This window comes from Micromonospora sp. CA-240977, from assembly GCF_050942285.1.
Lineage (GTDB): Bacteria > Actinomycetota > Actinomycetes > Mycobacteriales > Micromonosporaceae > Micromonospora.
In genome coordinates, this window is sequence record NZ_CP192055.1 from 3,305,607 (window position 1) to 3,316,909 (window position 11,303).

Genomic DNA, 11,303 nt, shown 5'->3' on the forward strand with positions numbered 1-11,303 from the left:
CCGAACGGGAGCACTCAACGCGAGCGTCGGATCACCGTCTGGTACGGGCGCCGTCCCGCTGCGATCGGCCGTGCCCGTCCTCCCTGTCGATCCGTAACTCGCGTTCCAGCTCGGCGATGACCGCCCGCAGGTCGTCCAGCCGCTGGGTGAGCGCGATGCGGTCCACCTCGTCCGGTACGCCGTCGCCGTCCTCGTCGTAGTCGGGGGCCAGTCGCTCGGTCATCTCCAACCGGCGGGCCTCCTCCATCGAGTTGACGATGACGGCGATGAGGATGTTGAGCAGCAGGTTGACGGTGATGATTACGTAGCTGACGTAGTAGAGCAGCGTCCACGGCGAGATGGCCATGCCCTGCTCGACGAGGTCCGGCAGCGTCTCCAGCGACAGCAGCACGAACAACGTCAGCAACGAACGGCCGATGTCGCCGTACTGCTCCGGGTACCTGCTGCCGAAGATCAGCCAGCCGGCCATGCCGTACACGTAGAGCGTCACCACGGCCAGGGCGAGGAAACCGGTGACGCCCGGCAGGCTGCGCCACAGCGCGGAGACGATGGTCCGCAGGCCCGGCGAGAACCGCACCAGCCGGATCATGCGGGCGACCCGCACGACGCGCAGTAGCGCGGGATCGCCGTGCAGGCCCGGTATGAAGATCGCCGCGATCACCACGAAGTCGAAGACGTTCCAGCCGTGCCGGAAGAAGTCCTGCGGACGCCTGCCGTAGGCCGCCAGTCGGACGCCGATCTCGACGACGAAGACGGCGCGGAAGAACAACTCCAACCAGTGCAGTGCCGTGCCCGCCGCAGTCAGGTCGTCGTACGTCTCCAGGCCGAGGACGATCCCGTTGGCGAGGATGACCACCACGATGACGATCTCGAAGGGACGTGAGCCGGCGAGCCGGGCAGAGTGCTCGGACCAGCCGGACCGGTGCTGCTCGGGCGGGCCGGGCTCCCGCCGCTGGGCGGGCACCGATGGGCCACTCACCGGTCGGACGGCTCGATCACGGCCGCCGGGATCGCCGTGCGGCCCCGTCCCCGGGCATCGTCGTGGCGCTGCGGGCGGGGTGCGGGCATGCCGACCAGCCTAGTACCCGCACCTGGTCACGGCGTTCGGTCAGCCGTCCGCGTCAGCGCCCCGAACGAATCTCTTCGCGCGCACCGTACGCAGGCTGCTGGCCGGTCTGCTGGTGGCCCAACCGCCCGCGGCGGGCGGACGTGCGATGGCTGACCCTGACCTTGCTGACCTGCGGGAACGGGCCGCGAACGGTGACCGGAACGCGGTCGACCAGCTTGTCGAGTTGGTGGCGGAGCGGGCCGACGTCGGCGAACTTCGACGGCTCGCCGACGCGGGCAACCGCGACGCGGCCGACGTGTTGGCCGAGCTCACCGACCAGGAGGACGAGGCGGAGGAGGCGTCGTACGCCGGGCGGGCGACGGGGAAGGGGTGCCCCGCCGCCCGCCCGGCACCGGCTTGAATGGTGGCCAGGCTCTCAGGCCCGCGCGGCCCGGATGGCGTCGCGCAGCGGGGTGCTCGGCCGACCGATCAGCCGGCTGAGGTCGTCGCTGTCGGTCGCCAGCTCACCGAGGGCGATCGAGTGGTCGAGCGCGGCGACGAAACCGGCGGTGCCGGCGTCGAGCCCGACGTTCTCCAGGGTCGAGGCCAGTTCGGCCGCCGCCAGGTCCTGGTGGACGACGGTGGTGCCGGTGACCTCCGTGACGGCCTCGGCCAACTCGTCGAAGGTGAACGCGGTGCCGCCCAGTTCGTAGACGGCGTTGCCGTCCTCCGCGCGGGTCAGCGCGGCCACGGCGGCCCCCGCGTAGTCCGCCCGGGTCGCGGCGGAGATCTTGCTGCCACCGCTGGCGCCGAGGATCGTGCCGGTCTTCAGGTACTGCGGCAGCTGGTCGGTGTAGTTCTCGATGTACCAGCTGTTGCGCAAGACGGTGTAGGCCAGGCCAGACGCGGCGAGGACCGCCTCGGTGGCCCGGTGCTCCGGGGCGAGGGGGTTCGTGGTGGTGTCGGCCTTCAGGATGCTGGTGTAGACCAGGCGCTCGACCCCGGCGAGCTTGGCCGCGTCGATGACCGCGGTGTGCTGCGCGACGCGCTGACCGGGACTGGTGCCGGAGATGAGCAGCAGACGGCGTACGCCGGCCACGGCGCCGGGCAGCGTCGACGGGTCGTCGTAAGTGGCCTCGCGGATCTCGACCCCGCGCGCGGCCAGGTCGGCGGCCTTCTCTGGACTGCGAACGATGGCGGCGATCTCGGCGGCGGGTACGCCGGAGTCGAGCAACTGCTCGATCACCACGCGGCCCAACCGGCCGGTGGCGCCGGTGACGGCATAGGTGGGCATGAGAACCTCCGCTACGGCGGTGACGAATTGCAAGCACTTACGAATCTACAGCACTAACCAAGCGAGTGGCATGCGATAGGCTGGTGAGGTGACCGACATGCCGGCCCAGGACCCGGCGGGGCCTACCCAGGAATTCGTCAGCGATGTCTTCGCGCGGGGGTGCACCTCCCGCGCCGCCTTCGAGGACGTCACCTCGAAGTGGGCCTCGCTCGCCCTGCTCGCGCTCGGTGAGGGCCGCTACCGGTTCAACGCGCTCCGTCGGCGCATCGACGGGGTCAGCGAACGCATGCTCTCGCAGACCCTGCAGACCCTCGAACGCGACGGCATGCTCACCCGCGAGGTGCTCACCGCGATCCCGCCCCGCGTGGAATACTCGCTGACCCCCCTCGGTGAACGGGTCGCGGTGCAGCTTCGTGGACTCGCCGACCTGTTGGAGGCCTCGGTGCCGGATCTGCAAACCGCTCGGGACGGCCACGAGCGCGATCGGGGCTAGACGCGCCCAGCCCGGCGACCGTCGCCGGAGGGCCGCAGCGGACCTGCGTCCCGTACACCTGGGGCTCGCCCCTGCTCGCCGCGACCCGGTCCTCCAGGTCGGCCAGGCTGCCCGGCGGCCGGGCCTCAGGCATGCAGCGTCTCGCGGGGCGGTACGCCGTAGCTGGCGTGGTAGCGGGCGGTGAACCTGCTGTGGCTGGCGAATCCCCACCGACTGGCGATCGCCGAGACGGTCTCCTGGCGGGGGTCGGCGCGCAGCAGGTCGTGGTGTGCCCGAGCGAGTCGGATCCGACGCAGGTACGCCATCGGGGTGGTGCCGCGATGACGGCGGAAGGCCAGTTGCACCGCCCGCAGCGAGACGCCGGCGGCGGCGGCGATGTCGGCCGCGCTGATGTCCCGGTCGGCGTAGTCCTCCATGAAGTTGATCGCCCGTCGCAACGTCGTGGTGCTGGCGTCGTGCCGGTCCGCGGCCGTCGGTTCGGTGAACGCGGTGTTCGGAAAGACCGCGAGCGCCGCCGCCGCGAGCATCCGCGCGGCGTTGCCGATCACCAGCGGTTGCGCGCTGGCGGTCGGGTTGTGCAACACGACGTCGTTGACGAAGCTGGTGGTGGTGCGCCACTGCCGGGCGAGGGCCTCGTCGGCGGGGCCCAGGTCGGTGAACCGGATCCGGCCGGGTCGCCGGGCCGGCGCGGTGGTGGCCACCTGCTCCAGCACCGCGAGATCCAGCACGCAGAGCTCCACCTCGCCGGGATGCCAGCGTACGGTGCACGGCTCGTCGGGCTTGGTGACGAGGAAGACGTCACCGGGGTCGAACCGGTTGGCCGACCCCGCACAGACGCGATCGACGCGGGCGGTGCGGGTGCGCCCGAGGACCAGCCCGCCGAGGGTGCTGACGCCGATGTCGAGGTGCCCGGTCTGCCGGGTGGTCGCGATGGCGAAGGGGCCGGCGTCGACGCGGTGATGACTGAGCCGGAATCCGTTCCTGCTCTCCAGGCTCAGTTTCGGGTCGTACGTGGTGGACAGGAAGTCGTGGATCGCCACCGGGTCACGGCTGTCGAACTGTCGGGTCTGCAGTGGTGCTGACGTCATCCGCTGTCTCCGTCCGGTGGAGGTGCCGCCGAATGGTGAACTGGTGCCGGCGGCCGGGTCGGAACATGCCGAGGCGCTCGGCGGTGACCCGGCATGGCGGTGGCCGGCGGTGCAGTGAGGTGGAACGTCGCGAGCGGGACGGCAGCGACCGGTCAAGGTGGCGTCGTGACGGGCTGATCGGTGGAGAGACTTCGCCGCGCAATATCCGTGGATGGGAATGTCACCATACGACAATCACCGTCGGTCGTCCTACCAATCACCGCACTGTGTCGGCCTGTCGACTTCGCTTTCCGGCTAACCCGTCGGCAGGTTCTGCGTCTGCTGTCCTAGCCATCGTCGCGGGCGACAGCGAAATCTTGTTCATGATTCCCCCGGCGTCACTGGGCGATCGGGCCGCCGCCGGGGTGACCGGCCTACGACAGGGGTGCGCCTTGGACAGTAGTGATCCTGACCGCGTCGTTCGACTGGCCGTGGCGGAGGCGCTGGCCCGGGTGGCGAACGAGGACAGCCTGGGGCTGGGCGAGAGCGACGCGGTGGAGCGACTCGGGTCCGATCTGCGCGAGGTGGTGCGCCGCGCACTCGACAACCGGGTGCCGCTGACCACGCCGGACTTCGTCGACCTCTGCCGTGACCTTGGTCTGAGCCGCGAGGCGTTCGACCTGCTGGGGCACTACCTGATGACCGCGCTGCTGGCCCACCACGTCGGGCCGGACGCCCTGATCCGCGTCGGGGTGCTGCTCGGCACCGTCGGGCGCTACCTGCCGGGCGCCCGCCCGATCGCGCCCCGCAACGGACGCCCGATGCCGCGTCGGCGCGACGTGCGCGCGGACAACAGCGTCGTCGGCCGGTACCGCCGCGCGAAGCTGCCGGAGCACCTGCCCAACCCGCCGAGCTGGACCTGCACCGGATGTGGTCGCGAGTGGCCCTGCGCCACGAAGCAGAGCCAACTGCTTGCCGAGTTCGGCGGAGCGCGTACCGCCCTCGCTGTCTATCTGGGCTCCTGCCTCGTCGCCGCGGCCCAGGATCTGCCCACGGTGCCGCTGCCCCGGGTCCGGCTCCGGTTCCTCGGTTGGCTGCCCCGCGCCCGGATCTGACCGGCCCTGCCCGTCCACCGGTCGCCGGGCGGCCGGTTGTCCGTCACGCGCTAGGCTGACGGCCATCGATCCCATTGATCGAATGATCCACCCGTCGTTCCGGGAAGGACATTGATGAGGTCCGTACCGTCGTCCGCCGGAACCCGCGCCCGGGTCGCCAGCGTCCTGGTCGGCCTGCTCGTGGCGGCGCTGCCCGCGCCGGCTGTCGCCGCTGCCCGGACAACCGCCCCGGCGGCGGCCGAGGCGGCGGCCCGGCACCGCCCCCTCCCGCCGCACGTCGTCGGCGACCAGACCGTCCCCGCCTACTCCTACGCCGACGCGATCCGGGAGAGCGTCTGGGTCGAGACCCGCGCCGACAGCGACGGCGACGGAGTGCGAGACCGCGTCGCCGTGGACCTCGTCCGGCCCCGGGAGGCCGCCGTCGCGGGGGTACGCGTACCGGTCATCATGGACGCCTCGCCCTACTACCTCTGCTGCGGTCGGGGCAACGAGGGTGAGCGCAAGACGTACGACGCGGCCGGCGTGATCGCCAAGGTTCCGCTCTTCTACGACAACTACTTCGTCCCGCGCGGGTACGCCTTCGCCGCCGTTGATCTGGCCGGCACCGCCCGGTCGACCGGCTGCGAGGACGTCGGCGGTCCCGCCGAGGTGGGCAGCGCCGCCGCGGTGATCGACTGGCTCAACGGACGGGCTCGTGCGTACGACGCCGCCGGGCGGCCGGTCAGCGCCGCCTGGAGCAGCGGGCGGGTCGGCATGATTGGCAAGTCCTGGGACGGCTCGGTCGCCAACGGGGTCGCCGCCACCGGCGTGTCGGGGCTGGCCACCATCGTGCCGATCTCCGCGATCTCCAGCTGGTACGACTACATGCGCTACCAGGGGACGCCGGTCGCCACCGACTATCCCGGCTACCTGCACTCGGACGTCAACGGCCGCCCCGAGGAGGCCTGCGCGCAGGTGTTGGCGCGACTGCGGGCGGACAGCGCCGACGAGACCGGTGACTACAACGGGTTCTGGGCGCAGCGCGACTACCGGCCCGCGGCCGACCGGGTCCGGGCCAGCGTCTTCCTGGTGCACGGCCTCAACGACCTGAACGTCACGACCAACCAGTTCGGCCGCTGGTGGCAGGAGCTGGCGGAGCAGGGTGTGCCCCGCAAGCTCTGGCTGCACCAAACCGGCCACCAGGACCCGTTCGACGTTCGACGCGCCGAGTGGGTGGCCGCCCTGCACCGCTGGTTCGACTACTGGTTGCAGGGGCTGCGCAACGGGGTGATGGACGAGCCGCGGGTCGACCTGGAGACCGCGCCGGGCACCTGGACGACGCAGCGCGACTGGCCCGCCCCCGGCACCCGGGACGTGCGGGTGGCCCTCGGTGCCGGTGACGGCGTGACCGGCACCCTCGGCGGGCGCGGCGCGCGGCCGGGTCAGGAGCAGGCGTACGTCGACGAGTCGCTGTCCGAGGACACTGTGGTCGCCGCGCCGAACACCGCGACCCCCGGCCGGTTGGTCTTCCTCTCCGGCGCGCTGCCCACCGCGCTGCGGATCGCCGGCAGCCCGTCGGTGCGGCTGCGGGTCCGGGTGGATCGGCCGACCACCCAGCTGACCGCCCGGCTCGTCGACTACGGGACCGCCGAGCGAATTCTGCTCACCGGTGCGGGGGGAGTGCGGACAGTGGACACCGAATCCTGCTGGGGTGCCTCCACGGACGTCGACGACGCCTGTTACCGGGACACCGAGGAGGTCACCGCTGTCTCCGACCACGCCGTGCTGACCCGGGGGTGGCTCGACGCCGCGCACCACCGTTCGCTGCGGTTCACCACGCCGCTGCGACCGGACCGCTGGTACACGGTGACGGTCCCACTGAACGCGTACGACGCGGTGGTGCCCGCCGGGCACGTGCTCGGGTTGGTCCTCGGCCAGAGCGACCCGGAGTTCACCGAGGCCGCCGACCGGGACGCGACCGTCCGGGTCGACCTCGGCCGCAGCACGTTGGTCCTTCCGGTCACCAGTCCGGCCGGGCTGCCCGCCGTCGATGTCGCACCGCCGGTGGTCACCGCGCCGACCGCCCCGTCGGCCGCCCGGACGCCCCGCGACACCCGGCAGCTGCCCTGACCGGTGCCGACCGGGAGGCGCCCGATCGGCACTCCGCGCGGTCGAGGGATGACCCGTCGCGGCGCGTGGTCGGCGCTCTCGGCAGGTCAGGGTGAGGTGTTCACTGTGGGAACGCGCGGCGTACGGCGCGCGTTCACCGCCCTCTCCGAGGCTCCTTGATCGAAAGAGCATTCGCTTGATCGAGGAGAGGCTCTCAGTGCGAGACAAGCAACCCGAAGAGACCGAGCACGCGCAGCTGTCCCGGCGCAAGCTGGTCAAGTACGCGGGCGTCGGCGCGACGCTGGCCGCCGCCAGCCCGCTTGTCGGTGCCGGTGCGGCCTGGGCCGACGAGGACCGTCGGCCGGGTGACGACACGGGCGACCGGGGCGACTCCAAGAACCGCGCGTGGCGGGCCGGTGACCACCACATCCACTCCGAGTACAGCGGCGAGTTCGACACCGCGAAGAGCCCGATCGTCTTCCACAAGGGCGCGGACGCGGTCTACCCGATCGTCACCAACGCCATCATGGCGAAGAACTTCGGTCTGACCTGGGCGATGTGCACCGACCACGGTGGACCGACCCACTCCAAGGTGAACATCGAGCAGGCGTACCCCGACCTGCTGCGGTCCCGCAAGCTGGTCCCCGAGGTGCTCCAGTTCTGGGGGATGGAGTTCGACACGCCCTCGCTGGACCACCACACGCTGATGATCCCGCGCCACGACGACGAGGCGAAGCAGCTCTTCGAGCTGGAGAGCCGGTTCGCCAAGTACGACGCGTTCCCCACCGATCCGGCCCGCGACACCGAGGCCAAGATGGTGGAGTTCCTCAAGGTCGCCCGGGGCATGCCGCACAAGCCGCTGGTGATCGCCCACCACACGTCCCGCTCGGCGACCGGGCTCGGCGTCTACGGCCAGGACACCCCGCGGGAGTTCCGCAACGGCAACAACGCCGCTCCGGACGTCTACATCGGTTTCGAGGGCGCGCCCGGGCACCAGGCCGGCCCGCTCAACGGTGGCAAGCGCGGCGGGTACGGCAACCACCCCACCTACGGCGGCTTCGACCAGATGACCGCCCGGGTCGGCGGGTTGTGGGACTCGCTGCTCGGTGAGGGGCGGCGCTGGTGGATCACCGCGACGTCGGACTCGCACGTGCACTGGACCCGCGGCGGCTCCGACTTCTGGCCGGGCGAGTACAGCAAGACCTACGTACACGCCCGCCAGGACTACGGCGACATCATGGACGGTCTGCGCAACGGCCGGATCTGGGTCACCACCGGCGACCTGATCCGCAGTCTCGACGTCACCGCCAGGTCCCAGGGCAGGACAGCCGAGGTGGGCGAGACCGTCACGCTCAGCCGTCGTAGCCGTACCGACGTCGAGATCGAGATCACGTTCCGCCCGTTGAACGGTGTGAACGGCAACGGGGATCGCCCCGAGGTCCGCCGGGTCGACCTGATCGTCGGCCAGATCACCGGCCCGAGCGCCAACCTCGACGCCGACACCAACCCCACCACCAAGGTGGTGGCCCGGTTCGGCCCGCGGGACTGGCGTCGGCAGGGCGAGGACTACGTCATCCGGCACACGCTGCGCAACGTCGAGACCGACACCTACGCACGGGTGCGGGGCACCAGCACCGACGAGGCCGAGCCGCTCGCCGACGGGCTGGAGAGCCCGTGGGACGACCTGTGGTTCTACTCGAACCCGGTGTTCGTGCACGTGCGCTGATTCAACGGCACAGCGGGTCCGCCCGGCTCCGTTCGACGTACCACGTCGGGGGAGCCGGCCGGATCCGCGTCGCGTTTCTCTCCGGCGGCTGTCGTCGGGGTCAGTCGGTGGTGCGGCGACGGCCACGGGGCGCGGCGGCCCGCCCGCCGCGGCCGGCCGGCGCGTCGGTCTGGTTCGACGCCGGCGTGGGTTGCACCTGCGTCACCACCTCGCAGAGGTCGCGCAGCGGGTCCATCGCCTGGGCGGAGCAGGCGACCCGTTGCAGCAGTGCCCGCAGCGTCGCCGACTCGGCCGGCGTGAGCGCCCCCAACAGGTGTGACTCGACGGCTCGCAGCGCCAGACGCCGTTGCTCCCAGGCGGCGCGGCCGACGTCGGTGACGTCGACGAGCCGGTTCCGCCGGTCTGCCGGGTCCGCCCGACGCGCGACGTACCCGGGTCGTTCCAGGTCGTCGATCAGGTACGTGAGCACGGTGCGGTCGATGCCGAGCTCCTCCGCGATCGCACCCTGGTTCCGGGCCGGCCCGTTGATCGCCGCGGTGAGCACCTGGTAGCCGCGCGGGCCGCCGGGGAAGTCGGTGAGCGCGTGCTCGGCCGCCCGGACGTAGCCACGGAACACGATCCCGAGCATCCAGCCCAGGTCGTCGTCGAGCGGATCGGGCCGGTCCGGTCGGTGGGGGGCACCCGTCATCCCCCGACAATAGCGCAGTGACGCAGACCTTGTTGGCAGAAGATGTTCTGTATGACATAAGGTCGTGGTCAGGACGCGTCGATCGGGGCGTCGCGTGAATCGGGAGGCTCGCAGATGAGCGACTACGGCCATGACCTGGTCTTCGGATCGTTCGTCACCCCCAGCGGTGACAACCCGGCCGGCACGGTCGGCCTCGCCGTCCTGGCCGAGCAGGTCGGGCTGGACCTGGTCACCTTCCAGGACCACCCGTACCAGCCCGCGTTCCTCGACACCTGGACCCTGCTGAGCTTCGTCGCGGCCCGGACCAGCCGCGTGCACCTGGCGGCGAACGTGACGAACCTGCCACTGCGCCCCCCGGCGGTGCTCGCCCGCAGCGTGGCCAGCCTGGACCTGCTCAGCGGCGGCCGGGTCGCCCTGGGCCTCGGCGCGGGAGCGTTCTGGGAGGCCATCGAGGCGATGGGCGGCCGACGCCTGACCCCCGGCCAGGGCGTACGCGCGTTGGAGGAGGCCATCGAGGTCATCCGCCAGCTCTGGGACGCCGAGGCGCGTGGCGGTGTGCGTGTCGACGGCGAGTTCTACCGGGTGCGAGGCGCCAAGCGCGGGCCGGCGCCGGCCCACGCGGTGCCGATCTGGCTGGGCGCGTACAAACCCCGGATGCTCCAGCTCACCGGCCGCCGGGCCGACGGGTGGCTGCCGTCGCTGGGCTATCTCCAGCCGGGCGACCTGACCAGGGGTAACGCGACAATCGACGACGCCGCGCGGGAGGCCGGCCGGTCACCGCGGGACGTGCGTCGGCTGCTCAACATCTCCGGCCGGTTCTCGGCCGTCGGCAGTGGTCCACTGAACGGGCCCGCCGAGCAGTGGGCGCGGGAACTGGCCGAGCTGGCGCTGGGGGAGGGTGTCAGCACCTTCATCCTCGGCAGCGACGATCCCGACGACCTGCGCCGGTTCGCCGGCGAGGTGGCTCCGGCGGTCCGCGAGCTGGTCGCGGCCGAGCGCGACGGCGGTGCGGCGCCGGCGTCGGAGCGTGCGCCGGAGTCGGAGCGTGCGGTGGAGCCCACGCCGGAGCGTGCGCCGGACCCCGCGCCGGGGCGTGCGCCGGCGGTGCGGCCGAGCCGCGCGACAGTGACCGGTGGCGCGTTCGCCGTGGTGCCGACCCCCGACGACGGTGTGCGGCGCAGCGACAAGCAGGTCTGGGACGAGTCGACGAGGCCGACCGGGCCCGCGCCCGACCCGGACCGCGCCTACACCCCCCACGAGCAGGCCACCGGGGCGCACCTGGTGCAGATCCACGACGGCCTGCGTGCCGAGTTGGCCCAGATTCACGATCTGATCGACCAGGTGGCGGCCGGGGAGATCGACGCCGGCGCGGCCCGGTCCCACATCAACACCATGACCATGCGACAGAACCGCTGGACGCTCGGCGTCTACTGCGAGTCGTACTGCCGGATCGTCACCACCCACCACACCATTGAGGACCAGTCGTTCTTTCCCCGGTTGCGGGCGCGCGACCCCCGGCTCGGCCCGGTCGTCGACCGGCTGGAGCAGGAGCACCACGTCATCCACGACGTGTTGGAGGGCGTCGACCGGGCCCTCGTCGCGTACGTCGGGTCCCCGGACGGTCTCGCCGGGTTGCGGGCGGCGGTGGACCTGCTGACCGACGCCCTGCTGTCGCACCTGAGCTACGAGGAGCGGGAGCTGGTCGAGCCGTTGGCGCGGTTGGGCATCGCCTGATCGGCACGCGCTCGCGCGCGGCTCGGGGTTGCCCGGGTCGACGTGAGAGA

The 11,303-nt window shown here is 71.8% G+C and carries 10 protein-coding genes; 6 read left to right on the top strand and 4 right to left on the bottom strand.

The annotated features are described in order from the left end of the window. Positions 1 to 31: 31 nt before the first annotated feature. Positions 32 to 979, bottom strand: a complete 948-nt coding sequence (locus ACQPWW_RS15055; RefSeq protein WP_433133154.1) for an ion transporter — start codon at positions 977 to 979, stop codon at positions 32 to 34. Between the two features lie 235 nt (positions 980 to 1,214). Here ACQPWW_RS15055 and ACQPWW_RS15060 point away from each other — a divergent pair, with 235 nt between their 5' ends. Then, the gene (locus ACQPWW_RS15060) at positions 1,215 to 1,469 is read left to right on the top strand and encodes a hypothetical protein (protein ID WP_433133156.1); all 255 of its coding nucleotides are present in this window, start codon (positions 1,215 to 1,217) and stop codon (positions 1,467 to 1,469) included. Positions 1,470 to 1,484: 15 nt separating this feature from the next. Here the strand turns inward: ACQPWW_RS15060 and ACQPWW_RS15065 are convergent, their stop codons facing one another. Then, positions 1,485 to 2,342, bottom strand: a complete 858-nt coding sequence (locus ACQPWW_RS15065; protein WP_433133158.1) for an SDR family oxidoreductase — start codon at positions 2,340 to 2,342, stop codon at positions 1,485 to 1,487. A gap of 97 nt (positions 2,343 to 2,439) precedes the next feature. Between ACQPWW_RS15065 and ACQPWW_RS15070 the strand changes: the two genes are divergently transcribed. Further along, positions 2,440 to 2,835 (top strand): winged helix-turn-helix transcriptional regulator, encoded by a 396-nt coding sequence (locus tag ACQPWW_RS15070; RefSeq protein ID WP_433134359.1) that lies wholly within the window; start codon positions 2,440 to 2,442, stop codon positions 2,833 to 2,835. Between the two features lie 125 nt (positions 2,836 to 2,960). On the opposite strand, the gene ACQPWW_RS15075 is transcribed toward ACQPWW_RS15070, so the two are convergent. Further along, entirely contained in the window at positions 2,961 to 3,923 is a 963-nt protein-coding gene (locus ACQPWW_RS15075; protein ID WP_433133160.1) for an AraC family transcriptional regulator, read from the bottom strand. A 431-nt stretch (positions 3,924 to 4,354) separates the two neighbouring features. Here ACQPWW_RS15075 and ACQPWW_RS15080 point away from each other — a divergent pair, with 431 nt between their 5' ends. The 3 genes from ACQPWW_RS15080 (at position 4,355) to ACQPWW_RS15090 (ending at position 8,831) form a co-directional block, all read left to right on the top strand. Further along, positions 4,355 to 5,017 carry a hypothetical protein gene (locus ACQPWW_RS15080; protein ID WP_433133162.1) on the top strand — a complete coding sequence of 221 codons (663 nt, stop codon included), beginning with the start codon at positions 4,355 to 4,357 and terminating at the stop codon, positions 5,015 to 5,017. 114 nt (positions 5,018 to 5,131) lie between these two features. Further along, positions 5,132 to 7,126 carry a Xaa-Pro dipeptidyl-peptidase gene (locus ACQPWW_RS15085; RefSeq protein ID WP_433133164.1) on the top strand — a complete coding sequence of 665 codons (1,995 nt, stop codon included), beginning with the start codon at positions 5,132 to 5,134 and terminating at the stop codon, positions 7,124 to 7,126. 196 nt (positions 7,127 to 7,322) lie between these two features. After that, entirely contained in the window at positions 7,323 to 8,831 is a 1,509-nt protein-coding gene (locus ACQPWW_RS15090; protein WP_433133166.1) for a phosphoesterase, read from the top strand. A 100-nt stretch (positions 8,832 to 8,931) separates the two neighbouring features. Here the strand turns inward: ACQPWW_RS15090 and ACQPWW_RS15095 are convergent, their stop codons facing one another. Next, entirely contained in the window at positions 8,932 to 9,519 is a 588-nt protein-coding gene (locus ACQPWW_RS15095; protein ID WP_433133168.1) for a MarR family winged helix-turn-helix transcriptional regulator, read from the bottom strand. 114 nt (positions 9,520 to 9,633) lie between these two features. Here ACQPWW_RS15095 and ACQPWW_RS15100 point away from each other — a divergent pair, with 114 nt between their 5' ends. Beyond that, positions 9,634 to 11,253, top strand: a complete 1,620-nt coding sequence (locus ACQPWW_RS15100; protein ID WP_433133170.1) for an LLM class flavin-dependent oxidoreductase — start codon at positions 9,634 to 9,636, stop codon at positions 11,251 to 11,253. Positions 11,254 to 11,303 lie beyond the last annotated feature (50 nt).

Coding starts and splice junctions, on each gene's coding strand:
- ACQPWW_RS15095 (WP_433133168.1), bottom strand. CDS start 9,519: ATGACGGGTGCCCCCCACCGACCGGACCGGCCCGATCCGCTCGACGAC.
- ACQPWW_RS15075 (WP_433133160.1), bottom strand. CDS start 3,923: ATGACGTCAGCACCACTGCAGACCCGACAGTTCGACAGCCGTGACCCG.
- ACQPWW_RS15085 (WP_433133164.1), top strand. CDS start 5,132: ATGAGGTCCGTACCGTCGTCCGCCGGAACCCGCGCCCGGGTCGCCAGC.
- ACQPWW_RS15070 (WP_433134359.1), top strand. CDS start 2,440: ATGCCGGCCCAGGACCCGGCGGGGCCTACCCAGGAATTCGTCAGCGAT.
- ACQPWW_RS15100 (WP_433133170.1), top strand. CDS start 9,634: ATGAGCGACTACGGCCATGACCTGGTCTTCGGATCGTTCGTCACCCCC.
- ACQPWW_RS15065 (WP_433133158.1), bottom strand. CDS start 2,342: ATGCCCACCTATGCCGTCACCGGCGCCACCGGCCGGTTGGGCCGCGTG.
- ACQPWW_RS15060 (WP_433133156.1), top strand. CDS start 1,215: ATGGCTGACCCTGACCTTGCTGACCTGCGGGAACGGGCCGCGAACGGT.